Below are 26,992 nucleotides of genomic sequence, written 5' to 3'. Positions count from 1 at the left end.
TGATTATAAATTAAAAACCTGCTTTGCAGGTTTATTGTATTTGAGAGATATCTATTAAATGGATTTCAAAATTTTTGAAATTTCTTATATCTCTCACAGTTTGTACTAACGAAAACTTTGCAATATTTGACTTACTTAATTCAATCTTTTCCGTAGAGGTATTGTTTTTATAAGCAGTATTTCTATATGCCATAACAAAATTTACCTTTAAATCTCCATTTAAAATTTCATTAAATATTGTTTTTGAATTTAGCTTTTTTTTTGGATTAAATTTGTTATAATATTTTAAAGTTTCCGTAAAATAACTACTTCCTTTAACATTGTTAATATCGTTCCACAATCTTTGTGAGGATAGAGTTACTTGATTTGCTAAACTCCTCATATTAGTGTCAAAACCGTTTTTAACGTGAATAAAATAAATATTATTAGTATCTAAATATAAAATATCACATAATTCTATATTTTCTTTAATTCTCTTATCAAAAATATAGTAATTTAAGCCTTTGTGTGTATTATTATAATAATCTTCATCACCACTTTTCCAAGGAAGTAAAATATCTTCTTTTAATTCATAAAGTTTGTAATTATTTATCGCTTCTTGTTTAATCTGTTCAATGAATAAATCATCTAGATGAAACCATTGATTATCGATTTTAAAATATTTTTTAGAGTTAAATGGCATTTCCGCTACAATATGATTATAAAATGGATCAAATGTTATATCTTTAAGATCAATCATACCAATAATTGAAAGCTCAAAAAGCTTCTTTTTTATTTCAAATCTGTCATTAACATTTTCTAAATTGTCATAAATGTATTTTGTCGATTTTAAATAAAGATCATCTCTTCCTAATACAATTTGGTCATTCTTGACCCTTTTTTTTCGAAGATGTAATCTATACTGACTACATTCATAAAATTTTTCAATCTTCTTATAGTTTACAAGTTCAATAATATCGGAATTAATTTTGTTAAGTCTTTCGGGTGTATTATGTATAATTACATCATCAGTAATTTTATCTTTCAAATAATCATCAAGTTCTTTAATTAAATTTTGATCTTTAATTCTGTTGAATAAACTTAATTGAACATATTTAGACTTATCCGACATTATTTCGCAAATGTCTACTACAAGCATTTTCAATTCCTCAAAATTTAGTTTTTTCCTCAAACTGAAGTATGCTCCAATTTCCATTAAAGCATTTTCTTTATCAATTTTATATTTTTTAAACAGACCTTTTATCAGTTCGTCTCTAATTATTATCTTTAATTTTTTTGGTATTTCAGAATAAATTAATGAATCTTTAATACTTTGTAAATTATTATATGTACTTGATCTCTGCGATAAATTACCTGTTACTCCACGCGTATTTACAGCAATAGAAATATCGTCATTAGGGTTAGCAAAATGCTGATAGAATTCTAATCCAAAATAATTATCTAAATATCGCTTAATCACATTTATACCACTTCCACCGAGAACACAAAAAATTGCATCTTTATAGACTATAAATAGTACAAAAGAAAATTCTATTAAATCAAAATTTTGCTCTTTTACAAGTTCATCTGGTAAAAATAATTTCCAATAATTTTGATCTTTAGGTTGATTATAACAATATGTATAAAATGTAAATTCTTCATCTTCAAATTTTTCCAAACTTGGTTTTACAATTGCCATATCCTCTTCATTTGCGTAGAGATGCTTTTTATGATTTCTCCTAATTATCTCGACTATTTCTGCATTAGTTTTTCCCGTAAATTCATAATTAAATTTATCAATTTGAAAAAGTTTTAAATTAAATCTTACATTCTTCAATGCCATATCAAGGTTTTTATTAATTAATTTCAAATCTACAAAACCTCAACCACTTACAATTACGGTTTTCCGTAAACCAACAAAATAAACACAATAAAAAACCGCTCTGCCAAACTGTCAAAAACCACCCAAAATTCAAAGCCAAAAAAACACACTAAGGTAACGGAAAGGTAACAGCGATGTAACGGAAATCATCTCTCAAAATAATATATCAAAATGACAAAACTCAAAACCATCAAAAACAAACTTTGGGTACAGAAAGAGTACACCGAGTGTACAGCGATAGCCTACCAAAATATTCTGTCAAACTGTCAAAAACCACTCAGATTAAACCTTCTTTATCAACAGAGTTCTACCCTACTCCTAAAATAATTTTGAGCTACTAGTCATTCACGCATTTCCAAATCACCAATTATCTCTATCTTAGCAATATGCAACCGATTGCACAAAATTTAAAACAATGAAATCTAAAATAGCTTTACTGGCGGTCAGCCTCCTTACAATGGCGTGTACTGCGCAGACAAAAGATACTTTGGCGGAGAAGGTTTTGGTCTATCAACTTCCAAACGGCGGTTGGGGCAAACACCTCGAGAACAAATCTACCGTGAACTATGATCTCCCACTCAGCAAAGAACTCACCCGCACCATCAAGGAAACCGGAGACGACCACGCCACCATAGACAATCAAGCGACGACCAAAGAGATAAACATACTCATCAACGCCTATCAAACCACCAAAAATCCAAGCTATCTAAAATCAGCTGAAAAAGGAATCGCCTACCTGCTCCAAATGCAATACAAGAATGGTGGTTTCCCACAATATTACCCCAACAAATCGCTGTACAGAAAGCAGATCACGTACAACGACAACGCGATGATCAACGCACTTACCGTCCTGTACAACGTTGCAGAAGGCAAAAACGGCTTCGATGTCGTGGACGAAAAGCTGAAAGTCAAATCAAAACTGGCCGTCCAAAAAGGCATCGATTGTATTCTTAAAACTCAGATTCTCCAAAAAGAAAAACTCACTATCTGGGGCGATCAATACAACGAGATCACACTCGTTCCAGAGAAAGCCAGAGCATTTGAGCCGGTTTCCCTGGCAAGTGCAGAGTCTGTTTATATCGTCAAATTCCTGATGATGCAACCTGTAACACCAGAGATAGAACGCGCCGTGAAGTCCGCCATCCAATGGTTCATGCAAAACAAGATCGAAGGTTACAGTTACGCCGTGACAAAGGAAAACGGCAAGTCCGTCCGAAGATTGACACCAGAAAAAAATTCGGTGATTTGGTCCAGATTCTATGATGTGAATGACAACCATTCGCTCTTCGGAGACCGCGACGGAAGCGTCAAGTACAATTACAACGACGTCTCGGAAGAAAGAAGAAATGGCTACAGCTGGTACGTGGACAGCCCTCAAAAACTCATCGACAAAGACTTTCCAAAATGGCTGGAGAAAAATAAACTGGCGGAATAAATCTACAAGAATTTGCATTTGGAATCATTCTTGAACCTCTTCCATAAAAATCGTTCATTATGGAAGCAAGTACAATCAAGACCATCGCAAAATATGGCTTAGGCGCAATGCTGATCTCCGCTGGAATCGGACATTTGACCTTTGCAAGAAAAGAATTTCAGGCACAAGTTCCGGAATGGGTGCCGTTGGAAAAAGATGATACTGTAGTTTATTCAGGAATCGTCGAGATTGCAATGGGCGTCGCCGTCATCACAGCACCTAAGAAATACGAATCGCTTGTGGGGAAAATCACCGCAGGATTATTCACTGCCGTTTTCCCAGGAAATTACACCCAATACAAAGAAAGGAGAAACGCCTTCGGACTGAATACCGACAACAAAAGATTCGCAAGATTGTTTATGCAACCAGCGTTGATCGCTTGGGCATTGAAATCGACGGATGGTAAATAAAACATTTATAATAAAAGTCTTCGACTCCGCTCAGACTGACAATTATTAATAATATTATTTTACTGTCATCTTGAGCGGAGTCGAAGCATCTCCAATATTTAAATCAAGAACTCAGCTATATGTTGAGTTTTTTTTGATTCCCGCATAGAATAAATCTATGTTAACAAGTGCGGAAAATCAATCTTTATCGCTAAATTTATTGTCATCAAAAATCAGAATTAATTAATCACAAAATAAACTACCAATGAGTTCAGAACATTCGACTTTCAAAGACATATTCAAAAACGAAAACCAAATCCCCGAAGAATACAAAGTTCCCGAAATCCACCAACGCGTCTATCTCCTCAACGGCGAATTGGTAGAATGGAACGGCGACGTTACCGAAATCTATTCCCCAATCTGCATCCCAACCGAAAACGGATTGGAAAGAAAACTTCTGGGAAGCATCCCAAACATCAGTCCGCAAGATGCGATGGATGTTTTGGAAGCCTCGGTGAAAGCTTATGACAACGGACTTGGCGAATGGCCAACGATGTCTGTGGAAGGCAGAATCAAATGTATGCAGAAGTTTGTTTATCTGATGATCAAAGAGCGGGATTTAGTCATCAAATTACTGATGTGGGAAATTGGCAAAACCCTCCCCGATTCTACCAAAGAATTTGACAGAACCGTAGATTACATCAACCAAACCATCGACGCTTTGAAGGAACTCGACAGAGAATCTTCCAGATTTCAACAGGCGGAAGGCACGATTGCCCAGATCCGAAGAGCACCACTTGGTGTGGTTTTGAGTATGGGACCTTTCAATTATCCGTTGAATGAGATTTTTACCACATTGATTCCGGCTTTGATAATGGGAAATACCATCTTATTCAAACTTCCGAAACACGGTGTTCTTGCACATTATCCATTATTGAAAGCTTTCCAAGAAGCGTTTCCAAAAGGAACGGTGAACACGCTTTACGGAAAAGGTGCGGAAATCATCACGCCAATTATGGAAAGCGGAAAAGTGAATGTCTTGGCTTTCATCGGATCTAGCAAAGTGGCGAACGGACTTAAAAAACTTCATCCAAAAGTGAACAGATTGAGAGCCATTTTAAGTCTTGATGCCAAAAACGCCGCTATCGTTACCAAACACGCCAACCTCGATATTGCAGTAAGCGAAATTATTCTGGGTGCTCTTTCCTTCAATGGACAAAGGTGCACCGCTTTGAAGTTGATCTTCGTTCAGAAAGAGGTTGCTGAGGAATTCACCAAGAAATTGACAGAAGCTGTTTCCGCTCTGAAAGCAGGTTTGCCTTGGGAAAAAGATGTGAAAATCACACCACTTCCGGAAGTCAACAAACCGCCTTATCTGAAAGAATGCATTGACGATGCTTTGGAGAAAGGTGCAAAAGTCTTGAATGAAAACGGAGGTTACAACGAAGCATCATTCGTTTTTCCAGCCGTGGTCTATCCTGTGAACAGCGATATGAAATTGTACCACGAGGAGCAATTCGGACCAGTGATTCCAGTGGTTCCTTTTGATGATATCGAAGAGCCAATTGACTATCAAGTGAATGCTTCGCACGGAATGCAGGTGAGTATTTTCAGTGAAGATCCTTTGGAAGTTTCAAAACTGATTGACGCTTTTGTAAATCTTGTGAGCCGTGTCAACATCAATTGTCAGGCGCAACGAGGTCCGGACGTTTTCCCATTTACGGGAAGAAAAGACAGCGCGGAAGGAACGCTTTCTGTTTTCGATGCGTTGAGATCTTTCTCGATCCGATCTTTGGTCGCGGCAAAAATCACAGACGCAAACAAAGAACTTTTGAATTCGATCGTTAGAGATCACGATTCGAATTTTTTGAGTACGGATTATATTTTTTAATGCGACTCGAAGATCATAGACGAATAGATCATAGACTTTTTTATAAATTAAATCCGCAACTGATTGTTGCGGATTTTTGTGTTCAATAATTCTTAGTTTATTGACTTAATATTTTATTTTTTTGATAAGTATAATAAAAATTCTACTTTAAATTTCGCTAATAAATGCTCCGTAGGAGTACGATGTTTGTAGAAAATCAATTTTAGTCAGACTTTTACGCTCCGTAGGAGTGTTATCTTTTTGCCGTATTTAATTGTGAAAATTTGTATTAGTATTTAATTTTGAATCTTCGAAAAAAATGATAAAGGGTGAATTTTATTGAGAAAATGTGGATGATGGCGAAGCGCGCCCCGGCCTGAGTGGAGCTCTTTTTTGTCATTGCGATTTTTGAAAATTTCTACAAATTAACAAACGTGGATCGCAATGACAAAAAAAGCGGGAACGGAGGACGGATAAAGGCGCCCAAATAATGTACTTTATAAATATTTCCTAAAATCCACCAATCAATTTCAGTATTGCTTTTTTTGCAGTATTTTTGAGGTTTAAATTTCTGAATTGAAAAAATTAGATAAATATATTGTCAAAACCTTTTTCGGGCCGTTTCTTTTTATCTTCAGTGTGTTGTTTTTCATCTTTATCGTGAACATCATCTGGACGCAAATGTCGCAACTGACGGGGAAAGGATTGACGTACTGGGAAATTTCGAAGTTTCTTTTCTATCTGGGAATCAGTGTTGTGAGTATGGTTTTACCACTTACGATCTTGCTTTCCTCCATTATGACCTTTGGGGATTTTGGCGAACGGTACGAATTGGCGGCGATGAAGGCGGCGGGAATTTCTCTACTTCGGGTGATGATGCCTTTGCTAATCACGGTTTCCATGCTCGCCGGAATTCTGTTTCTATTTTCCAATAATGTGATTCCGGATTTCCAACGAAAGGCGAAGAATATGATGTTTAATATCATCTCGTCCAAACCTGCGATCAACTTTACACCGGGCGTTTTCATCGATCAGATTTCGGGTTATTCTGTGAAATTTGATAAAATATCTGGACCTAATGGTGAAAAATTGGAAGGTGTTTTCTTACATAAAAATGCAAGTCCGTACGACAACCAGCAAACCATTGTTGCAAAAACCGGAAAATTCGCACCTGCCGAAGATCCTAATTTTCTTAAACTGATTCTCTACAACGGTTATGTGTTCGAAGATAATATTGCAAACAAAGCTTATGAAGAACGAAAAAAACAGCCCAATCAATCGGTGAAATTTGATAGTTTGGTGTATCATTTTGATATCAGCGAACTCATCAATCAAGCTATTGAAAAGGAAAAAATAACGGATGATTACCGCTTTCAGACGTACTTGGAAGTGAATGAAACGCTGGACAAAAACAGGAAAGGAAACATCGCCTCGTTGAGTTCCATCGCAGCTCCCGTGATTACGCAGACCAATAATTATGTGCAATACATTGACAAAGTGAAGTCGGATAACAAAAAAATCGCAGAACCATATAAAATCGACACGCTAAAAAAGGACAAAAAACTGGAAGTACTTTGGGGGGCGTACAGCAAAATCGATGCAGTAAAAGCCAGCATAGAATCCAGCGAAAATGCAATCATGGAAACGGTAAAGGTGCACAACAAAATTGTAATTTATCAGCAAAGGATTGTTTCATATTCTTTCACCTGTATTATTTTCTTTTTGATCGGAGCAAGTCTTGGATCGATCATCAGAAAAGGTGGAATGGGACTTCCGGTGATCATTGCGATCGTCATTTTCATCATTTTCTACGTGATGAACCTTACAGTAGAAAACCTCTCATGGAAGGGTGCAATCAATCCTTATCTTGCCAGCTGGATTCCAAATATTGTACTTTTCCCATTCAGTGTATGGTTGACTTACAAGGCTTTGACAGACTCACAATTATTCGACATCGAAAAATACCGAGCACTTTTCAAACCAATTATCGACAAATTCTCCAAACCAAAGGAACATCAACGATATCAATAAAAATAAAAACCTCCGATAAAATTTCTATCGGAGGTTTTTTCTGCAATAAGTTTTACCAAATTCTTAATCATAAATATTAAAAAAATAATTTAAAGTTTGCTATTCCATTATTTATCTTTGATTTTTTAAAATTTTAACAATATCCTTATCAATCCATGATTCAACAATTAAAAAAATCATTAGTTCTCATTTTGTACGTCTTCAAACCAACTTAGACATTTTAGTTTAAATCCTTAAGGAGGATCTTCGATTTATAAATTTACTAATTTTTGTTGATTATATATTTGTCTTCTTTTTCGGATGGATTCTTCTTTTATCTGCTTTCTTTTTTCCAAAATCTGTTCTGATCTTCCGAAGTATACATCCCTCGGAGTGAGGTTATTTATCGACTCGTGATAGCGCTTGTTATTGTAGTTTTCTACAAACTTCTCCAGTGCTTGGATGAGTTCCTCGGGGTGATAAAAATGATTTAGTTTCACTACGTTTTTCATCGTTCTGTGATAACGCTCGATCTTGCCCTGGGTCTGCGGATGCATCGGTTTTCCGTGAACCTGTTTCATTCTTAAATCGTCTTTCAGATAACTTTTCAACTCATTGGAGACGTAGCAGGAGCCGTTGTCCGAGAGCAGTTTCGGTTTGACTTTGGTCTTTAATTTCGCTTTTTTAATGGCTGTGTCCACCGTTCGTTTCACATCTTCGGCTTTCATTGAGTCGCATAGCTCCCAGTGAATGATGTAGCGGCTGTAATCGTCCAAGATCGTGCTCAGATAGTACCATCCCCAGCCAATGATCTTGAAATAGGTAAAATCCGTCTGCCACATTTGATGCACAAATTCCGTTTTGTCTTTGAACTCATTTGCTGCTGAAAGAAGAAAATGATTCGGTGCCGGGATTAAGTCTCTTTGCTTCAAAATACGGTAAACACTGGATTCTGAAATAAAAACACCTTGCTCATCGGTAATTTTGTAGGCCAGTTCCCTTGCAGACAATTCGGTGTGTTCCAAAGCGATCTCTACCACCAAATCTTTCTGCTTTTCAGGAATGCTGTTCCATTGCCTATGGTTTGTTCTTTTCGTAGTTTCCAAGCCATCATAGCCGTATTCGAGGTAGCTCCCGTACCATTTGTAAAAGCTGCTTCTTGCAATTCCAAAACTTTCCAAGGTTCGTTTCACGCCGAGTTCACTTGTGGTTACCGTTTGAATGATCTCGTATTTCTCGGCTGCGGATAATCTCATATATTTTCTGTATTTATCGATTAATCCAGCCTGTCTAAACTTTTTTTTACAATGTCATAGCGAACGACCAGGTCAGCTACGATCTCTTTCAAACGAGCGTTTTCCTTCTTCAGATCTGATACTTCATCACTCGTAGCCTCGCGAGCGACATCTCCATTGAGACGCTTCTTTCCTGCTTCCATAAACTCCTTGTTCCAGGCATAAAACTGCGACTGTGCAATATTATGGTTCCTGCAAAGTTCGGCTATGGAAGTCTCCGCTCGAAGACCTTCCATCACGATTAAAATCTTTTGCTCTGCAGTGAATATTCTGCGGGTGTTCTGCCGAATATCTTTTACAAATTTTTCGATCGGTTTCTTTTTCGGTGCTGCCATAATTAAAATTACTCTTTTTATGAAAACACTCCTTAACTTTTTAATATTTAATGTCTACTTTTTGCTGACGATTTACATTAATAGAGTATCGTTTTTTTCTTGCAAATTAACAGATAACTGAAATGAATGATTTCCACTAAATCCAAATTCTGACTCTAATGGTTGAATATTTAAATAATAATTACCTATAGAATCACTATCATTACTATATGGTCTATAAAAATAAATTCCTTTCCATTTTTGGTATATATTCGTAACAGAATCTTTGAGAAACTCCTTCCATTTAGAGCTTTTATTTTGGAGAAGTTTTACAGGTGAAGTTTCTCCATTAAATAAGTTAATATCCGCACCATTTTCTATAAGCAGTTTTGTCAATTTGTAGTTATCATTTTCTATAGCATAAATCAGCGGAACACTTTTATAATTATTAGAAATATTTTTAACACCATTAACTTCTGCTCCATTTTTCATCAAATGTTCTACAACTTCCATTTCATTTAGTTTGGTAGATAATCCAATAGGTGTCAAACCTTCTTCATTATAAATTTTATTAACATCCGCTTTGTTTTTAATTAAAAAATCAACAATTTGGATATGATTATTCTCAATAGCTACGGAAAGTGCATCATACTAATATATTTCATCCTTTTTAGCAATGTTAATATTAGCACCTTTAGCTATTAAATCTTTAACTTCCTGAAGATTATTATTTTTACAGCTAATACCTAATTTTGTATATTCAAAACCATCAATAGTCCTGATAAATGAGTTGATACTGTCGTTAGCCTGCTCTTTAGTTTCATTAGTATTAAATATTACTGGTTCTGTCTTTTTACAATTGACCAACAGCATTATTATAGTTACCAATATAAATGTGAATAAATTTATTTTTTTCATGGTATTTTTATTTCAACATGTATGTCTTCATTCTCATAGATTATTCTTCTAGTAGTTTGACCATCTGAAACATTTTTATCACTTAGTATTTTTGTGTGTTTAGATTTAGAATACAATTTTTCCTTATTAATATTTTTTTGCTAATGTATGCGATCAAGCAATTGGTAGTTATTGCTTCTTTCTATCGCCATCTAAAATGATGTTATTTTACTTTCTAGTTCAATCCATACATTGAAAGTACCTTCACCTCCTAAACCTTGAATATAAAATTTATCTCCTTCATTTTTGATTTTAAAATTTGAATAATTATTTTCACAATTTTGTTCAATTCCGATGTAAAATAATTCCAGAATGTTATTATTCATTTTTCCACGATATCTCCCATTGCATCTAATTGGTTCGTGGTAGGCGTTGGTTTCTAAATATGCTCCTTTCTCATTGATTGTAAAATAATATGATATTGAAGCCATTCCGGTTGTTGTAGCTTCTGTTTCCACTCTCACATGAAAATTCCCATAGTATTTTGATGGAATTTCAGATGAACTTTCAATTTTGTTTTCATTAGTATTTGCTTCTTTTTTGGATATATTTTTACAAGAAAAAAATGTAAATACAATAAAAAAAATATTGATGATTAAATTTGTTTTTTTCAATTAAATTATTTTATTCTGTATTTGGATTCCCAATAATCAGAAATTATGAAATTATCAATATTAACAACCCAAAGAAATCCTTTGTCATCGGTGACTACAGACTGTACGGTTACAAATTTATTCTGTCCGTTTTCTCCTTTTTTAAAACTGTTCCATTCTGCGTTGGGATAAGGAATTGGTTTTCCATCTTTTACCTCAACGACTGAGTAAGAATGATTATCCAGCCAATAAGGATAATTCACAAAAACCCTCTTGTCTTTTGCAACAGCAACGCCTGTTAATTGATACGTGCTGTCTGAGAAAACTTCTTCTAACTTCGCATTTTTATCAGCTGAAATTCCGTCGTCAGATTTGCCGGAATTTTGATTGGGCGATTTGTTACAGGCAAATAACGAAAACATCGTAACACCTAAAATTGTTAAATTTTTAAAGCTCATTTCTTTAATTTTTATCATTAATTTTATAACAAAGTCACCACAATTTTACCAACCGTTCTTCCCGTTTCCTGCTCCAGGTGCGCTTCTCTAATCTGTTCGAAAGGAAAAGTTTTTGAAACGTGTGGTTTGATGACTCCGGTTTCCAACAGATGAGCGATTTGCTTCATATCTTCCCCATTGGACTGTACCAAAATAAAATAACCTTTTACGCCTTTTGCCTGTGCTTTTGCAGTGACTTCTTCATTCAATCCCGTCGGAATACTGATGATGGAACCGCCTTCTTTGGTTACTTCCAGAGAATGGTCGATGTTTTCTCCGCCAATCGTGTCTAAAACAAAATCAAAAGTTCTTCCGGCTGATTTCCAATCAAAACCTTGGTAATCGATATGCGAATCTGCACCTAAACTCAAGACAAAATCTTTGTTTTTTGCAGAAGAAGTTCCTGTCACATTGGCGCCCAAATGTTTCGCCAGTTGCACTGCAATATGTCCAACGCCACCAGAACCAGCGTGTACCAAAACATTTTGACCCTTCTGAATATTGGCGTTATGAACCAAAGCCTGATAAGCAGTAAGCGCCACCAAAGTACTTGCTGAAGCCTCTTCAAATGAAATATTTTTTGGTTTTAAAGCCAGTTGATTTGCCGGAGCAGCGACATATTCTGCATACGCTTTTCCGTGACCCGGGAAATTTACCATTCCGAAAACTTCATCGCCAACTTTGAAAGTTTCACTTTTACTTTCATCCACAATTCCGGAAATATCCCAACCCAAAATCAATGGATTTTCTTCTTTGATTCGTCCGTAAACACCTTTTCCCTGACGGCTTTTTACATCCACCGGATTGATGCTGATGGCTTTAATTTTTACCAAAACTTCTCCGTCTTTGATGCTTGGTTTTTCTAATTCAACGTATTCTAAATTTTCTACGTTTCCTGCTGTTTTTAATACAATTGCTTTCATACTATTTTATTTAATGTTAATTTTTTGATTTAATTTCTTATTGGTTTTGCTCCGATTTTTAGTTTATAAACAGTAACCGGAAATTGTACTTTATTAACTCCATTTTGAAATGCCGGCAGACGATTCAATTGACCAGTCGGAATCCACAAATAGCCGTCATCATCAATCCATAAAGCGTCTGCCCAAAGCAATTTATCATCTTTGATGATCAGACTTTCCTTTCCGTCAGGTGTAATTTTTATGATTTGTTTGAGATTGACATCGCTTACGTAGATGTTTCCGTCTGCATCGATGGCAGTTCCACCTGTTGATGGAGTGTTGTAGAATAATGAAACCTTTGATTCCAGTTCCGTTTCACTGATGTTGGGATTATTCAGATATTGTGTTTCCACTTTCCAAAGAGGTCCGCTTGCAGGCTGAAAGTAAAGCCATTTTCCATCGGGTGAAATCTCCAGTTGGTCAGCGTGAATTCTCACCTCTTTTCCCTTTATGTTTTTCATTACTTGACCTTCTGCCTTTATCGGTACATTATCTGTCGTCGAAGAATGATTTTCTAAAACCCGTCTCGCCTTTCCTGTCGCTTTATCTAAAACAATTAATGCCGGTTCGCCTGCATCCGTCAGATAAATCGTATTTCCTGAAATTCTTAAATCATCAATAAAAGTGGAGGTTTTTGAAACTTTATCTAAAGGAATGATTTGAACAATTTTATTGGTTTTAAGATTAATTGAAACTAATTTTGAAGCATTTCCAGCCAAAGGATTTTGTCCCATTTCAGGCGTTCCGGTATCAACAATCCAAAGCAATCCGTCTGGTCCGATTCTTAGTGAATTGGTTCTTACAAATTTTTCATTAACATCAACTCCCACTTTCCAATCGTTCCATTTTTCATCTGGATAAGGAATTACCTTTCCGTTTTTCAAAACTTCTCCGATTCTCATTCCGTTATCGCCTTCGATTCTGGGAAAGTTGACAAATACTCTTCCGTCTGAACTTGTGGTTACACCATTCCAAACTGTATTGGAAACTGCCACTTTTTGCAGTTGTGCTTTTGCCGGATTGAGTAGTGATAAAATGAGGCTCACCGCAATTAATTTTGCTTTCATAATAATCTTTTTTTACTATTTTTTCAATGATTTTGATAGAACAAATTTAGAATGAATCGCCAGCAATAAATAGCTCATTTCAGCGGAAGAATAGCACAGAATTACTGAAATAAAACTTCCTTTTGAACATAAAAAAACCTCCAATCAAGATTAGAGGTTTGGATTATCAATCAAAAAAATTATAGTTTAATTCAAATTCATATTTCTGAATTCCAAAGGCTTCATTCCCGTCTGTTTCTTAAACAATCTTGTAAAATAGGAAGCATTTTCGAAACCGAGCTCGTAAGCAATTTCTGTAATGCCTTTTTCTTTTAATCTTAAAAGATTCTTAGCTTCGGAGATGAGAAAAATATGAATGAGTTCCATTGCGGTTTTTCCTGTTTCCTGTTTCAATAAATCGCTCAGATAGCGTGGCGAAACAAAAAGCTGGTCAGCCAATTGTGCTACGTTCGGAAGTCCATTCTTCTCCAATTGGCCTTCGCTGATGTATTTCTTCAAAGCATCATTGAATTTCGAAGCGGTTTTTCCTGTCACCTGCGCGCGGTCGATAAATTGTCTTTTGTAAAACCGTTGCGCATATTTCAGAATGGATGCAATGTGGCTGAGAATTATTTCCCGGCTGTACTCATCAGGATTGTTAAAATGCTCGCCCTGAATTTTAGAATGTAAGTCCAAAATCAATTGTTCTTCTTTTGGTGAAAGATGGAGCGCTTCAGTCACTTCATAATCAAAAAAGCTGTATTTCTCGATTTCTCTGAAAAGCTCGTGGCCGTTCAGATAATCTTCGTGAATCATCAGCATATAGCCCGTTTCTTCAAACTCCAAATCTTTCATTTCAATGATTTGGCGGGGTTTGGCGAAGAACATACTTCCGTTGTTGTGGTCATACGGCGTTCTGCCATACATAAAAACACCGGATTTTATTTTCTTAAACGCAATGACGTAACAGTCTGTCGTAAATTCCCGGTTTCCCAGTGTACACGCCGACTGACAGCCAATCATACTAAAAAGTGGATGTTCGGGAGCGTCCCAGGTATTGCCCAAATGCAATTCGGTCAAGGTTTTATAATGTTGCATCGGATTTAATTTTTAATCTAATTTAATTCATATTATTATAAATTCAATATTCAGAATTTATTTTTTTTAAAAATTTTTCTGCTTTTAATGTCCGTGTGCTGCGATGCTGATTTCTTTCCAGCTCTCAATATCTTCCAGACGTTTTTTGTAAACTTCATTTACAACTTGGTACGCAATTTTACCGAGCAATAATCTTTTGGGAGGATTTTGACTATCAATGAGATTCAAAACGTGTTCTACCGTAGCTTCAGGTTTTCCCCAGGTATCAGGGTTGTCTCCACTTTCTGCAAATGCCGCACGCACCGGATTATAATCTGCAATGTCCGAAGAAGTCTGAACAGCAGAAGCCCCAGCCCAATCCGTCGCAAAACCGTTTGGCTCTATCAAGGTGGTTTTGATTCCCAAATGAGCGGTTTCACTTCCCAAAGTTTCAATTAAACCTTCCACAGCGAATTTGGATGCATTGTATAATCCTAAAAGTGGTAAGGTCGTCAATCCCAAAAAGCTTGAAATTTGAACAATATGCCCGCTTTTCTGTTGTCTCATCATCGGTAAAACGGCCTGCGCCACCCAAAGTGAACCGAAGAAATTGGTTTCCATCTGGTCTCTTGCCTGCTGTTCTGTTGTTTCTTCTGTCGTTCCGAACAATCCAAAGCCTGCATTGTTAATCAAAACATCGATTCTTCCGAAATGATTTTCAATCTTCTTAACCACTTCAAAAACTTTCGAACGGTTGTTGACGTCTAACTGTAACGGTAAAATCTGGTCTCCATATTCAGCTTTTAAATCATCCAAAACGGAGATGTTTCTTGCTGAAGCTGCCACTTTATCTCCTCTTTTCAAAAGAGCTTCTGCCCACAGTTTTCCAAATCCTTTTGATGCGCCTGTTATAAAAATTACTTTACTCATTGTTTTTATTTTTAGTGTTATTAATGAGACAAAGTTAGCTTCAGCGTAGAAAATCAGATAGTCCGTTTCAGCGGATTAATAGCACAAAATTACGTAAGGTTTTCTTTTATTACTTTTAGATTAAAAAAAATTCCTTTAATTTCATCAAAATACTTATATTAAGTCGTAATAGTTTCAAAGAAATTATTGCGTAAAAATGTGCTATAACCTGCTACTTTTGTATCCACACATTACCGTTTTAAAACCGGAAATTTGTCAAATAAATTATTAATCAATATTCAGCAATGAAACATTATAATGATATCAGCAGTTTCAGCAGAGACGTTGGCGTTGAAATCCCTGAACATCCCTTGTTCGGAATCACTTTCGGGCACAAAAGCGACGGGAGTATTGATGATATGATTTTTACAGCTGATTTTTACATCATTTCTTTTCAGAAATTTATATCAGGCACAATTACTTACGGTAAAAAAGAATTCGACCACGAGCGTGGGAAAATGATTTTCTTCAAACCCCATCAGACCGTTACCTTTAAAAATGTAAAATCTGATGACGGATGCTTTCTGATGACCATCAAGGAAGATTTTTTAGTAGGTACAGCAGTGTTCCGGGACATTAAAAGTTATGGTTATTTTGATTATGAGACCAACGAAGCTCTGTATCTTGCGCCCAGCGAAGAAGAAACAATCTGGAATCTGGTGCGAACTATGCATAAGGAATCGTACAACAATACAGATGATTACAGTAAACCGATTCTCCTTGCTCATCTTGGAACTCTGCTTACATACGCACAACGTTTTTACAAAAGGCAGTTTATCAACCGCATCGAGACTCTCAGCGCTTATGCCAGCAGATTTCAGCAATTGCTGGATGAGTATTACAGTGAAAACAAAGTTCAGAAGTACGGACTTCCAACAGTTTCTTATATGGCAGAAAAATTCAATGTCTCCCCAAGATATCTGAGTGATTTATTAAAACAGGAAACAGGGAAAACAGCTCTTGAACTGATACATATCCATTTAATCAAAGAAGCTAAAAATCTTTTGACGGAAGGTAAGATGAACATCTCGGAAATTTCTTATTCTCTGGGATTTGAAAATCCAAATTATTTCGCAAGATTATTTAAAAAACAGGTAGGAATTCCGCCGAATGTTTTCAGAGACAACTCTATAAATTAAAATTCACTTTTTCAAGTATTTTTTCACCTTCAGGCAACTGGGGTTAGCTATGCATTTGCCTTAAAACCAGTACCATAAATATAGTATTAAACTCTAAAAATTAATTATAATGAATACAGAAACAAAACAGTTATTCGAGACCTTTCGCTTTAAAAACGGAATTGAAACCAAAAACAAGATTGCTATGGCACCAATGACAACCTGGGCAAGCAACGACGATTATACCGTGGCAGATGATGAACTCAGACATTACGAAGCTCGCAGTACAGACGTGGGAATTGTCATTACAGGCTGCACCCGCGTCACGGCAAACGGAATTGGATTCCCTAATGAATACGCCTCTTACGACGACTCTTTTCTACCCGGTCTCAAAAAATTGGCCGCTACCACAAAGAAAAACGGTGCGCCGGCAATACTTCAAATCTATCACGCAGGAAACAAGGCTGTGTTAGAACTTATTCCTGATAATGTTCCTGTCAGTGCGAGTGCGGTGGCATTGGTACCATCAGCATTTTACGAAGGTGGCGTAGTGTCCCACGAACTTTCCCACGATGAAATTCTGGAGATAATAAAAGCTTTCGGAGAAACAACAAGAAGAGCCATAGAAGCAGGCTTTGACGGCATAGAATTGCACGGGGCGCACGGATTTCTTTTACAGAATTTCTTCTCTCCACACTATAACCAACGAACTGACCATTGGGGCGGGTCTGCAGAAAAACGGATGAACTTTGCTTTAGCAGTAATTAAAGAGATTCAGGAAGTTATCAAAAAGTACGCAGACAGACCATTTCTGATAGGATTTAGAATATCTCCCGAAGAGCCGGAAAGCTACAGAGTAAGAGATACGTTTCCTTTTATCGACAAACTGATTGAATCAGGAATTGACTATCTCCACGTGTCATTATATAGCCTGCTTTACCAGAAGCCGATAGATGAAGAAAACGGAGATTCCACTATTTTAAAATTGATACTCAATCACATAGACCAAAGAATGCCTATGATATCAGCCGGAGGAATTAAACAGGCTAATGATGCTGTTGAAGCCATAAACCTTGGACTATCTTTAGTAGCTGTGGGACATGCAATTATCATCAACCCGAATTGGGTAAATCTTGTATCTAAGGGAGAAAAAGCGAACGAAGTCCTTAGTATGTCTAAAGCGGACGAACTTGCTGTCCCTAAAAAATTACAAGCTTTCATTAATGTAGCAACGGGATTTTTCGAGATAACAGAATAGCGAACGTTGATAGGTGAAAAATTTCTAAATACGGATACTTTTCTCAATTTTCGTAGGGCTATACCCAAACTGTTTTTTAAAAGCATAAGAAAAATGGGAAAGGTCTTCAAAACCTAAATCGACAAAAATATCTGATGCAGACCTGCCTTCTTCTTTGATGAGAAAATGGGCTTCATTCAAACGTTTCTGTAAAATCCATTTGTGTGGCGAAGTTTGAAAAACTTTTTTAAAATCACGCTTGAAAGTCGCAAGGCTTCTTCCTGTCAAATAAGCAAAACGTTCAAGATTGACATTGTACCGAAAATTTTGATTCATAAAAGCTTCCAAATCAATTTTGAAAGGCTCGGAGAAATCGAATAGAATATTTTTCAGTTCAGGCTTCGTTTGCAATAAAATTAACAGAAGTTCTTTTATTTTCAAATCAACTAAAGACTGATGATTTAAATTGCTGTCAAGAAGAGTCTTCAGCGAAGTCATAAAATTCTGGAGCACCGCATTAACTTCTACCGGAACAAGAGGTTTTGCAGTGATTGAATGTTCTGCCTGAAGATGATGTTCTTTTGAAAAATTAATTAAATTCTCGTCACTCAAATAGATATTCATACTTTCGAAAACTCCATTTTCAGGTGGAATCTTGATAAACTTCACCAACTGGTTTTTTCTTATCAAATTGAAATCTCCAGGATTCGCTGTATAATTTTCTCTGTCATCTACCAGCACAAAACTGCCCGAAATCTGATACGAAAGTGTATGTTTCGGAACAAAATTTTCGCCCTTTCTGCTTACTTCATGATAACAGGAATAAGTAATATCTGGAGTTTTGGTTGTATTATTCATTTCAAAATAAAAGCGTTATCTGTTGCGATAACGCTTATCAAATTTACAAATTATTATTTCAGAATGGCCTTTGGTTCAAGATAAGCTTCCAAACCGTAAACGCCGTATTCCCTGCCAATTCCCGACTGTTTGAAACCGCCGAACGGCACAAGTGGGTTGTGACTGAAACCGTTGATACAAACCCTTCCTGCATCAATCTGCGAAGCGACACGTACAGCTCTTTCGTGGTCTGCAGAACTTACGTAAGCCGCCAATCCGTAAGGCGAATCGTTGGCAATTTCTATCGCTTCCTCTTCTGTTTTATACGGAATAATCGACAAAACGGGACCGAAAATCTCTTCCTGAGCAATTCTCATTTTGTTGTTGACATTCGTAAAAATGGTTGCTTTCACGAAGTTTCCGTCTTCCAGACCGTCGGGTTTTCCTTCGCCGCCCGCAAGTAATGTGGCGCCTTCTTCCAAACCGATTTTAATATAATTCTGAACTCTGTCATATTGCTTTACGCTAACCATCGGACCGATATTCGTATTTTCATTTTGAGGCAAACCGACCACAATATTTTCAGCAACTGATTTGGCAATCGCATTCACTTCATCCAGTTTATTTTCCGGAACCAGAAGTCTTGTGGGCGCAATACACGCCTGAGCACTGTTCATATAAGCCCCATAAACAGCCATTGGAATTGCTTTTTCCAAATCTGCATCGTCGAGAATGATGTTGGGAGATTTTCCGCCCAGTTCTAAAGTGACCCGTTTCATTGTATCAACGGCCGTTTTTGCTATCAATTTTCCGACTGCTGTAGAACCTGTGAATGAGATTTTAGAAACATCAGGATTGGTTGTCAATTCTGTTCCTACGACATTTCCCAGACCTGTCACGAAATTGATAATTCCTTTCGGCAAACCGGCATCGTGAAAAGCTTCCATCAAAACCTGTGTCTGCAAAGCACTCATTTCGCTCGGTTTAATCACAACGGTACATCCTGCGGCAATGGCTGTTGCGACTTTACTCGTGACTGAGCTGTTGCTGGCATTCCAAGGTGTGATGACTCCGACTACCCCGACAGGCTGCATTTTTACCAATGAAGAATTGATGGTTTTTTCGAATTCATACGTTTGAAGCACTTCTATCATACTGTCGAACCAGGCGCCGGTATGTTTGTTACTCATTGTTACAAACTGATGCGTTCCGCCGTATTCTTCAATCATTATGTCGATGAAATCCTGTTTTCTTTTTTCAACTGCGATTTTTAATCTGGTCAAATAGTCGATGCGTTCTGCAACTGTAGATTTAGAAAACGTTTTGAAAGCTTCTTTAGCCGCTACAACTGCATTTTTTGTATCTATTTCGTCAGCTAATGTGACTTCGCCAATCTTTTGATTATTAGAAGGATTGATGAGATTGAAAATTTCTGTTCCGTGTGGCGTTACAAACTCGCCGTTGATGTAAACTTTATCTACTATTTTCATTTTGTTGATTTTAATGATACAAATTTAGGCTGATGATTTACAGAAAACTTTGTAGAAAAGCTCAAATTGACTTTGTAAAAAAGTTCAATGTTTTATTTTACCGTCGCCACGAATGCGCGAATATCTCAAAAGTGAAAACAGGTTTTATTCAAGTTTCCAGCTATTAAATAAATCAAAAAGCAGAGAAAGTTCCATTATCTCTGCTTTAATATAGTCTGATAAAAAATTATCCGTGTGCTGCCTCAGAAACTTCTTTCCAATCTGTCCAGGTCTGGATTTTTTCCGCATACACTCTTTCGGTTTTTGGCAATCCTAATTTCCCTAAGAACAAACGCAATGGCGGATTTTCACTGTCGATTAATTTTAAAATGGCAGGAACTGTAGCTTCCGGTTTTCCGTAATCTTCCGGTAAAAGTCCTTCCATTTCGCCCAAAGTCGATTTCAACTCGTCATAAGCAGGAATTGATTCTCCGTACACTGCGGATGCGCCTCCAAAATCTGTGGTGTAACCATTCGGCTCAATCATCGTTACGTGGATTCCGAAATCTTTAACCTCACTTGCCAACGCTTCGCTGAATCCTTCCACCGCAAATTTTGTAGCATTATAAATCCCTAAAGTCGGCAAACTCCAAATACCCAACACACTTGAAAGCTGAATCACGTGGCCGCCGCCCTGCGCTCTGAAAATTGGCAAAGCAGCCTGCGTTACCCATAATGTACCGAAAACATTGGCTTCGAACACATCTTTTGCAACCTTCTCTCCAACTTCTTCCACCGCTCCGAAAACTCCGTAACCCGCATTGTTGATCACTACATCCAGACTCCCGAAATGGTCTTTTGCTTTCTGAACGGTTTCAAAAACGGCCTTTCTGTCCGTGATGTCTAAAGAAAGCGGTAAAAACTGGTCGCCATACTTTTCTGCCAAATCTTTGAAAGCATCCGCATTTCTGGATGTTGCTGCAACCTTGTCTCCTCTTTTTAGGAAAGCTTCGGTCCAAAGTTTTCCAAATCCTCTTGATGCGCCTGTGATAAAAATTGTTTTTTGCATTTTGTTAAAATTTTAATTGTTTAATTTTGATAGGACAAAGTTATCTCAAGCAGTTGCCGATGGTCTAACCCAAATCAGCGGAAGAATAGCACAGAAATACGAAACCAAATTTTTATGCTGTTTGAAATAATTAAAACTAAAAACATTTAACCTTGGATTTAAAACTGGACTATGGAAAAAATCAACCATTATAAAAGTATTATCGAACTCCACGAGAAAAGCGTTTTTGAAGTACCAAAACATGCATCATCCGCTGCTTTTTGAGCAAATCAAAAAATACGGCTATTTTGAAGCGCTGCATCTCATCATCAGAAGACCAGTCTATTGATTCAATTGATCAGCTGATAGATCAATTCATATTTACATATTATGAAATGGTATCAATGATTTTTAACGCAAATTATTAACGTACATTTTTTTTTACCTTATTTTAAACCGTTACTATTCATAACAGACATTTTCATTTTTCCCTTCGCATTTGCCTATACCAATAACTCATTCTTTGCTATTGCAATAGTCACCTGTATCTGGGGAATTATGTATGGACCGTGCTTTCTGATAGGTGTCGATTACATGATTTCTGCAACACCCAATGCAAAAGAATTTGCCAACAGTCTCCAAACTTCATGTGGCAATCTAGGTGTATCGCTGGGAACATAAATTGGAGGCCTTTTCATTTATAAATTTGAAAGATCCATTACGCCGTGGGTAGCTACTATATTTGGTATTATGGCAATTTTGGTTGTGATTTGGCGTGCATATTTAGATATCATGTGGAAAAAAAATAATTTTTCACTTTTTATCTTCATAGTCAATTATAAGAAAAGTCAAACGTTATCCGATACAGTATCAAAATTTCAAACAAAAAAATCCCGTACGAACGGGACTTTAATTTCTAATATTTAAGATTTATTTTATTTCTACAGGAACTGAGATCTTATCCCAATCCATTGTGAATCCATTGCTGTCTATTTTGTAAACCAACGTTTCCTGTTTTGTCTGTAAAGCTTTTGTTTTAACATCAACACGCAAAGCATCTTTAGATTCTTCGTATTTATAAGCGCCCCATTGTTTTGATTCTTTGTTAAAAACCGCAGTCCACGTTCCACTTTCTTTAGGTACTAAGAAAAAGCTGTATTTACCTGCAGGCAGTTTTTTACCCTGAACCGTAACATCTTTATCGGTTTCAAAAGTAGTTGCTTCATTGGCACCTGCGCGCCATACTTTATCATAAGCCACCAGATCACCCCAGATTTTACGGTCTTTAACAGATGGACTCGCATAAGCAATCGTAATGTTTGCATCTTTAATTTTTCCCGTTGCAGTAGCCGCAGGGCTGGCAGGTTTTTTAGTTTCCTGTGCAAAAGCATTCACTGAAATCGTCATTGCAGCTAGAACCATGGTAGCAGATTTAATCATTGCTTTCATAATATTTTTATTTATTTGTTTGTTGTTATTATTCGCTTACGAAGTTACTGTTTTCGGCTTATAAAAAATCAATCCGACCGATGAAAATATAATGACCGCCGCAGCCCCGATGACGTTGAGCCACAGGAAAGAAACGATATCGAAATTGTAAATCGCAATCACCGTAATTTCTGATAAAATGGCGGAAATAAATACATTTGTCCCGGCGATTTTTTTATAGTAAAAGGCGACAAGGAAAATCCCCAATATCGGGCCATAGAAAAGAGACCCCAAAACATTGACTGCTTCAATCAGGGAACCCATCTGGGTGGCAAACATAGCGACGCCAATCGAGAATATTCCCCACGCTAAAGTATGGAGGCGACTGTATTTTAATTCAGTTGCATCATCGGGAATTTCTTTTTTGAATATCAAATGAACATCTTTTAATGAACAGGCGGCCAGGGAATTCAGCGCTGCGGAAATTGAACCCCAACTGGCCAGAAAAATGACGGCAAACAGTAAACCGATCATTCCTACAGGCAAGGTATTTTTTACGAAATACAGAAAAATGTAATTCGTATCTGTTTTCTCCGCATTATAGTTTGAACTATTAATCGCTTCCTCTACCCTTCCATGAAGTGCTTTCACTTCACTTTGTGTGTTTTTAAAATCATCAATTGTTTTTTGAAGCTGAGGCGAATTGTTTTCTTTTAACTTTAAAATTTCTTTCGATTCGGCATTGAATTTTGTCTGCAAATCCTGATGCTCTTTTTCAAATACCGCAACCTGTGCAGGTTTTGTTTCTTTTAAATATTGATAAGAGCGTTCGTTAAAATAAATCGGAGCCGGTTTGAGAGAAAAGAAAGCGAAAAGCAAAGCACCGATCAGTAGAATAGCAAACTGCATCGGAATTTTAACCAAACCGTTCAACAGCAAGCCCATCTTCGCGTTCGTATTATCTTTCGCAGTGATATATCTTCCTACCTGACTCTGGTCTGTACCGAAATAAGAAAGTGCCAGGAAAAAACCGCCGATCAATCCGCTCCAGATATTGTATTTATCTTTCCAGTCGAATTCTGTGGTGATCACGTTCAGCTTTCCGGATTTTCCCGCGAGATAAAGCGCATCGCTGAAACCAATTCCATTCGGCATATTTTGGATGAGGAGGTAACCCGCAAAAGCCATTGTTCCGAGAATAATCAAAAACTGCAATTTCTGGGTGTGAGCGATCGCTTTGGCACCGCCGACATAAGTATAAATTAAAAGAATTCCACCTGTCAAAACATTCGTCAAATAAATATTCCAGTTCAAAACACTTGAGAGGATGATACTTGGAGCGTAGATGCTGATTCCGGTCGACAAACCTCTGGAAAAAAGAAAAAGCATCGAAGTGAGCACCCTTGTCTTTTTATCAAAACGGTTTTCCAGATATTCGTAGGCCGTGTAGACATTCAAGCGTTGAAAGATTGGAATAAAAGTTATACAGATGACAATCATCGCCAAAGGCAGACCAAAATAATACTGAACGAAACGCATCCCATCGGTATACGCCTGACCCGGTGCTGAAAGAAATGTAATGGCACTTGCCTGCGTGGCCATAATGCCGATGAGCACAATGTACCAGGGCATTTTGTTATCTGCTTTCAGGTAAGATTCGTTGCTTTTCTGGCCACGACCGATAAAAACGCCGTAAACGACTACCGCAACCAGTGTGAAAATAAGAACGGTCCAGTCTATATTGCTCATGCCCAGAATTTAGTAAACAGATAATAAAATACGATCTGGACTACCAGTACGACAGCCAGTAATATGTACCAGATGTTCCAGTTTTTAAGTTGATTGTTCATCAGTTTTTCTGTGCAGATAAAAAGTTTAAAAATAAACGCGCAGCACCAACATTTCCTGCAGGCAACTGTCTGAAAAATGCCAACGTAGTATAAATAAAATTCCCCTTTCCGTATTTGGCATATAAAGTTGATCCCTGCAAAGGTTCTTCACCTGTATCGTGCATTTCAAAAAGTGGTTCATACGCTGCATCCCATTGATCTGGGAAATAAGCGCCACGCTCCTGTACCCAACCGTTAAAATCATCTGTAGTAATTTTGTTTGGAAAGTTCAGTAATTTATGATCTCTATCTAAAAACTTAACCGCCGAATTCTCTTCGGTAACCCGCTTATTGGCAATGTTGAAATTATACATTCCCAATTGATTAACCGTTGTATCCTGATTGGTATTGTACTGCATCACCAGATTACCACCGGCTTTAACATAAGACCATAAAAATGGCATCCAGCGACCCAGCTTTTTCTCTGTGTTATTGGCACGAACACCTAATATGATTGCATCATACTGAGAAAGCTTGTTGAGACTTCCGTTTCCGCCAGATCCATCCGGACTGCCATAAAAATCTGCGTCTTTCAGGATATCTACCTGAATACCTGCAATGCGCAGAAACTCAGGAATGAAATCGCCCGCGCCTTCTATGTACCCCACTTTTTTAACCTTCTCCTGGATATCGCCTTTCATCACGGTTACTGTTGCAGGTGCAAAATATTGTAACGATGGTAAATGCGGATACTGAATCAATACCTGTTTTTTATTGTAAGTTATTCCATCTACAAGATAATTTGCATCCAGTTGCAAACGATTCGATTTGATAGAGGCAAGTTTAGCTTTAGGAATGGTGTAATCTATATTGAAATCTTTTCCGTTTATCGAATTTACATCAGTGCTACCCAACCGTTCTCCGTTATACATCAGATTAAGTTTACCGTTGTTGAATGGTTTGTTGGAATTAATTTTAAAATTTAAACTCAAATGTAAATCTTCATTTTCTTTGACAAGATAAAGCGGTTGCATGAATTTTAGTTCCACTGCAGGAACAATCCGAAGGGCTTCTACCACATCACCTCGCACCGGATCTAGTTTCTTGAAAGATAAAGGAAGTTTAACCTTAAACTTTTCTGAACCTATTTTTAAATCAAGCAAAACATTCAGTGGTGATTCTGCTTCCGGCAAACCGATTAAAGTATCATTTGGAACAGAGAAAGTTGCCGCGTTTGTGGCAGGTTTTGACAACCAGTAAGGTTCAGTAAGTATTGCATCAGCAGGAATTTGAATTTTATGTTCAATAGTAATCAAAGAATCTTTTGACAGTTTTCTGTTGAAACTTTCTGATTTATCTAACCACTTCACATTATCTACAATAACAGGATTTTCAGCTCTTGAAATCAGATTTAACCTGAAATTATACTGATCTCCCGCAACAGCTTGAGCCTGATTGGTCACGACCTCACCCATAAATCCGGCACAGCTTAAAATAATTTGGTCAAGTGACTTTAATTTATCCTTTTTCAGGTCTGAATTCTGTAGCGCCATGACCTTTTTTCGTAAAACAAGCAAAGCCGTCAAACTCAAATCAGGTTGATTAAAATTGAAAGCAGAAATAATTTTATCAAGTGACTGGTCAATATCAGCATTTCCTTTTTCCGTCCATGATTTTATTACGCTATCGAAAAGTGTTGATTTTGAAGGCTCACCGGCAACGTGACTGAAATATTCAGTTTTGATTCCGGCTACAGACTGCGTTCCTGCTCCCTGACTCTTATGCAGACTTCTGCTTAATCCTGCCAGTTCACCATAGCCTATTCCCAACTGCGCATCGTATTGCCCAACGGTAACTTTCAGTTGATCTTCAGCAGTGGTATTGTTAGACCCAAATCGGAAAGTATTCCACAATACGCGTTTTGGTTGCCATACATTGACATATTTTAATTGATCAGGGAAAGCATTTTTATCGCCTGCCAGCTTAAAGGCTTTTTCCGCAAGCACTGCCGAAGCCGCATGTTGTCCGTGGCCTGCCGCAGCGGTAGGCGGAAAACGACAGATGATCACATCAGGACGAAATTTACGGATGACCCAAACAATATCAGCTGTAATGATATCTGCATCCCACTGTTTAAATGTATCGGTTGTATTTTTAGAGAATCCAAAATCAATCGCGCGGGTAAAAAACTGCTGGGCGCCGTCTAACTTTCTTGCTTCTAAAAGTTCATGCGTTCTGATCAAACCCAAAGCAGCACCCTGTTCTGTTCCCAATAGATTCTGACCGCCGTCACCTCTGGTCAAAGAGAGATAGCCTGTTTCTACATTTTGTTCGTTGATTAACCAAGAGAGCAATCCAGTATTTTCATCATCGGGATGAGCTGCCAGATATAAAACTTTGGGAATGTTTTTGAGCGTTTTGAGTTCGCGGTAAATTTCAGACGATTTGGAGGAACGAACCTGTTGGGCCGAACAAAAAACCGAATAATAGCCAAGAATAAATACCGTGATTACTTTTCTGAACATTTGAATTTGCTTTGCGGGGCAAATATAAGTAAATGGTTTTTCTTTCAATTTTCACAAAAACAACAGTTATTGCTGACTATTTAGAATCAGTTTATTACCTATAAATTTGATCTGCAATCTTAGTGACAAAGATAAAGAGGAGAAAAAATATAAATTGAAATACGAATCTCGATTTGCTGAATTGCTT

The 26,992-nt window shown here is 37.1% G+C and carries 22 protein-coding genes and 1 pseudogene; 7 read left to right on the top strand and 16 right to left on the bottom strand.

Features of this window, described 5'->3' with window-relative positions; genetic code table 11:
• Positions 1-31: 31 nt before the first annotated feature.
• A complete protein-coding gene (locus tag IO90_RS07550) occupies positions 32-1,822 on the bottom strand; it encodes a DUF6119 family protein (RefSeq protein WP_034965512.1) in 1,791 nt (596 codons plus the stop codon).
• Positions 1,823-2,032: 210 nt separating this feature from the next.
• On the opposite strand from IO90_RS07550, the gene IO90_RS18975 reads away from it, so the two are divergent.
• The 5 genes from IO90_RS18975 (at position 2,033) to IO90_RS07530 (ending at position 7,625) form a co-directional block, all read left to right on the top strand.
• Positions 2,033-2,188, top strand: a complete 156-nt coding sequence (locus IO90_RS18975) for a hypothetical protein (protein ID WP_165570251.1) — start codon at positions 2,033-2,035, stop codon at positions 2,186-2,188.
• A gap of 88 nt (positions 2,189-2,276) precedes the next feature.
• Complete coding sequence (pelA, locus tag IO90_RS07545) at positions 2,277-3,296, top strand: pectate lyase (RefSeq protein WP_034965511.1); 1,020 nt, start codon at positions 2,277-2,279, stop codon at positions 3,294-3,296.
• Positions 3,297-3,355: 59 nt separating this feature from the next.
• Complete coding sequence (locus IO90_RS07540) at positions 3,356-3,745, top strand: membrane protein (RefSeq protein ID WP_034965509.1); 390 nt, start codon at positions 3,356-3,358, stop codon at positions 3,743-3,745.
• A 244-nt stretch (positions 3,746-3,989) separates the two neighbouring features.
• The gene (locus IO90_RS07535) at positions 3,990-5,615 is read left to right on the top strand and encodes an NADP-dependent glyceraldehyde-3-phosphate dehydrogenase (protein WP_034965508.1); all 1,626 of its coding nucleotides are present in this window, start codon (positions 3,990-3,992) and stop codon (positions 5,613-5,615) included.
• 555 nt (positions 5,616-6,170) lie between these two features.
• Positions 6,171-7,625 (top strand): LptF/LptG family permease, encoded by a 1,455-nt coding sequence (locus IO90_RS07530; RefSeq protein WP_034965506.1) that lies wholly within the window; start codon positions 6,171-6,173, stop codon positions 7,623-7,625.
• A 251-nt stretch (positions 7,626-7,876) separates the two neighbouring features.
• Here the strand turns inward: IO90_RS07530 and IO90_RS07525 are convergent.
• From IO90_RS07525 to IO90_RS07480, 9 genes and pseudogenes are all read right to left on the bottom strand, one after another.
• A protein-coding gene (locus IO90_RS07525; RefSeq protein ID WP_410492586.1) for an IS3 family transposase occupies positions 7,877-9,234 on the bottom strand; the annotation gives its coding sequence in 2 pieces (ribosomal slippage) (positions 7,877-8,896 and positions 8,899-9,234; 1,356 coding nt in all).
• Positions 9,235-9,306: 72 nt separating this feature from the next.
• Positions 9,307-9,849: pseudogene (locus IO90_RS07515) on the bottom strand (ankyrin repeat domain-containing protein); the annotation flags it as partial.
• A gap of 15 nt (positions 9,850-9,864) precedes the next feature.
• Positions 9,865-10,131, bottom strand: a complete 267-nt coding sequence (locus IO90_RS07510; protein ID WP_131450832.1) for a hypothetical protein — start codon at positions 10,129-10,131, stop codon at positions 9,865-9,867.
• 191 nt (positions 10,132-10,322) lie between these two features.
• Complete coding sequence (locus IO90_RS07505) at positions 10,323-10,784, bottom strand: hypothetical protein (RefSeq protein WP_034965500.1); 462 nt, start codon at positions 10,782-10,784, stop codon at positions 10,323-10,325.
• Positions 10,785-10,789: 5 nt separating this feature from the next.
• The gene (locus tag IO90_RS19045; protein WP_185094384.1) at positions 10,790-11,221 is read right to left on the bottom strand and encodes a hypothetical protein; all 432 of its coding nucleotides are present in this window, start codon (positions 11,219-11,221) and stop codon (positions 10,790-10,792) included.
• A 23-nt stretch (positions 11,222-11,244) separates the two neighbouring features.
• A complete protein-coding gene (locus IO90_RS07495) occupies positions 11,245-12,183 on the bottom strand; it encodes an NADP-dependent oxidoreductase (protein ID WP_034965495.1) in 939 nt (312 codons plus the stop codon).
• 29 nt (positions 12,184-12,212) lie between these two features.
• The gene (locus tag IO90_RS07490; RefSeq protein WP_034965493.1) at positions 12,213-13,289 is read right to left on the bottom strand and encodes an L-dopachrome tautomerase-related protein; all 1,077 of its coding nucleotides are present in this window, start codon (positions 13,287-13,289) and stop codon (positions 12,213-12,215) included.
• A gap of 186 nt (positions 13,290-13,475) precedes the next feature.
• Positions 13,476-14,366: a helix-turn-helix domain-containing protein gene (locus IO90_RS07485; RefSeq protein ID WP_034965491.1), complete on the bottom strand. Its 891-nt coding sequence runs from the start codon at positions 14,364-14,366 to the stop codon at positions 13,476-13,478.
• Positions 14,367-14,450: 84 nt separating this feature from the next.
• Entirely contained in the window at positions 14,451-15,275 is an 825-nt protein-coding gene (locus IO90_RS07480) for an SDR family NAD(P)-dependent oxidoreductase (RefSeq protein ID WP_034965490.1), read from the bottom strand.
• A gap of 284 nt (positions 15,276-15,559) precedes the next feature.
• Between IO90_RS07480 and IO90_RS07475 the strand changes: the two genes are divergently transcribed.
• Together IO90_RS07475 and IO90_RS07470 are read left to right on the top strand one after the other, a co-directional pair.
• The gene (locus IO90_RS07475) at positions 15,560-16,453 is read left to right on the top strand and encodes a helix-turn-helix domain-containing protein (RefSeq protein WP_034965487.1); all 894 of its coding nucleotides are present in this window, start codon (positions 15,560-15,562) and stop codon (positions 16,451-16,453) included.
• A gap of 109 nt (positions 16,454-16,562) precedes the next feature.
• A complete protein-coding gene (locus IO90_RS07470) occupies positions 16,563-17,690 on the top strand; it encodes an NADH-dependent flavin oxidoreductase (protein ID WP_034965486.1) in 1,128 nt (375 codons plus the stop codon).
• Positions 17,691-17,714: 24 nt separating this feature from the next.
• On the opposite strand, the gene IO90_RS07465 is transcribed toward IO90_RS07470, so the two are convergent.
• From IO90_RS07465 to IO90_RS07435, 6 genes are all read right to left on the bottom strand, one after another.
• Positions 17,715-18,527: a helix-turn-helix domain-containing protein gene (locus tag IO90_RS07465; RefSeq protein ID WP_034965484.1), complete on the bottom strand. Its 813-nt coding sequence runs from the start codon at positions 18,525-18,527 to the stop codon at positions 17,715-17,717.
• A gap of 53 nt (positions 18,528-18,580) precedes the next feature.
• Complete coding sequence (locus IO90_RS07460) at positions 18,581-19,996, bottom strand: aldehyde dehydrogenase family protein (protein WP_034965483.1); 1,416 nt, start codon at positions 19,994-19,996, stop codon at positions 18,581-18,583.
• A 226-nt stretch (positions 19,997-20,222) separates the two neighbouring features.
• Positions 20,223-21,044 (bottom strand): SDR family NAD(P)-dependent oxidoreductase, encoded by an 822-nt coding sequence (locus IO90_RS07455; RefSeq protein WP_034965482.1) that lies wholly within the window; start codon positions 21,042-21,044, stop codon positions 20,223-20,225.
• Positions 21,045-21,953: 909 nt separating this feature from the next.
• On the bottom strand, positions 21,954-22,472 hold the full coding sequence (locus tag IO90_RS07445) for a DUF2911 domain-containing protein (RefSeq protein ID WP_034965480.1): 519 nt from the start codon (positions 22,470-22,472) through the stop codon (positions 21,954-21,956).
• 36 nt (positions 22,473-22,508) lie between these two features.
• On the bottom strand, positions 22,509-24,200 hold the full coding sequence (locus IO90_RS07440) for a sodium:solute symporter (RefSeq protein WP_034965479.1): 1,692 nt from the start codon (positions 24,198-24,200) through the stop codon (positions 22,509-22,511).
• A gap of 100 nt (positions 24,201-24,300) precedes the next feature.
• Positions 24,301-26,805: a PIG-L family deacetylase gene (locus IO90_RS07435; protein WP_034965478.1), complete on the bottom strand. Its 2,505-nt coding sequence runs from the start codon at positions 26,803-26,805 to the stop codon at positions 24,301-24,303.
• Between the last annotated feature and the right edge of the window lie 187 nt (positions 26,806-26,992).

Origin of the sequence: Chryseobacterium sp. FH1 (assembly GCF_000735135.1) — a bacterium.
In the GTDB taxonomy this organism is placed as follows: Bacteria; Bacteroidota; Bacteroidia; order Flavobacteriales; family Weeksellaceae; genus Epilithonimonas.
The sequence above is the reverse complement of the archived record's forward strand: the minus strand, read 5'-3'. Positions and strand labels throughout refer to the sequence as shown.

What these genes read in the sequence shown, in the direction of transcription:
- IO90_RS07550 (WP_034965512.1), bottom strand. Translation starts at nt 1,822, where the DNA reads ATGGCATTGAAGAATGTAAGATTTAATTTAAAACTTTTTCAAATTGAT.
- IO90_RS18975 (WP_165570251.1), top strand. Translation starts at nt 2,033, where the DNA reads ATGACAAAACTCAAAACCATCAAAAACAAACTTTGGGTACAGAAAGAG.
- pelA (WP_034965511.1), top strand. Translation starts at nt 2,277, where the DNA reads ATGAAATCTAAAATAGCTTTACTGGCGGTCAGCCTCCTTACAATGGCG.
- IO90_RS07540 (WP_034965509.1), top strand. Translation starts at nt 3,356, where the DNA reads ATGGAAGCAAGTACAATCAAGACCATCGCAAAATATGGCTTAGGCGCA.
- IO90_RS07535 (WP_034965508.1), top strand. Translation starts at nt 3,990, where the DNA reads ATGAGTTCAGAACATTCGACTTTCAAAGACATATTCAAAAACGAAAAC.
- IO90_RS07510 (WP_131450832.1), bottom strand. Translation starts at nt 10,131, where the DNA reads ATGAAAAAAATAAATTTATTCACATTTATATTGGTAACTATAATAATG.
- IO90_RS19045 (WP_185094384.1), bottom strand. Translation starts at nt 11,221, where the DNA reads ATGAGCTTTAAAAATTTAACAATTTTAGGTGTTACGATGTTTTCGTTA.
- IO90_RS07495 (WP_034965495.1), bottom strand. Translation starts at nt 12,183, where the DNA reads ATGAAAGCAATTGTATTAAAAACAGCAGGAAACGTAGAAAATTTAGAA.
- IO90_RS07490 (WP_034965493.1), bottom strand. Translation starts at nt 13,289, where the DNA reads ATGAAAGCAAAATTAATTGCGGTGAGCCTCATTTTATCACTACTCAAT.
- IO90_RS07485 (WP_034965491.1), bottom strand. Translation starts at nt 14,366, where the DNA reads ATGCAACATTATAAAACCTTGACCGAATTGCATTTGGGCAATACCTGG.
- IO90_RS07480 (WP_034965490.1), bottom strand. Translation starts at nt 15,275, where the DNA reads ATGAGTAAAGTAATTTTTATAACAGGCGCATCAAAAGGATTTGGAAAA.
- IO90_RS07475 (WP_034965487.1), top strand. Translation starts at nt 15,560, where the DNA reads ATGAAACATTATAATGATATCAGCAGTTTCAGCAGAGACGTTGGCGTT.
- IO90_RS07470 (WP_034965486.1), top strand. Translation starts at nt 16,563, where the DNA reads ATGAATACAGAAACAAAACAGTTATTCGAGACCTTTCGCTTTAAAAAC.
- IO90_RS07465 (WP_034965484.1), bottom strand. Translation starts at nt 18,527, where the DNA reads ATGAATAATACAACCAAAACTCCAGATATTACTTATTCCTGTTATCAT.
- IO90_RS07460 (WP_034965483.1), bottom strand. Translation starts at nt 19,996, where the DNA reads ATGAAAATAGTAGATAAAGTTTACATCAACGGCGAGTTTGTAACGCCA.
- IO90_RS07455 (WP_034965482.1), bottom strand. Translation starts at nt 21,044, where the DNA reads ATGCAAAAAACAATTTTTATCACAGGCGCATCAAGAGGATTTGGAAAA.
- IO90_RS07445 (WP_034965480.1), bottom strand. Translation starts at nt 22,472, where the DNA reads ATGAAAGCAATGATTAAATCTGCTACCATGGTTCTAGCTGCAATGACG.
- IO90_RS07440 (WP_034965479.1), bottom strand. Translation starts at nt 24,200, where the DNA reads ATGAGCAATATAGACTGGACCGTTCTTATTTTCACACTGGTTGCGGTA.
- IO90_RS07435 (WP_034965478.1), bottom strand. Translation starts at nt 26,805, where the DNA reads ATGTTCAGAAAAGTAATCACGGTATTTATTCTTGGCTATTATTCGGTT.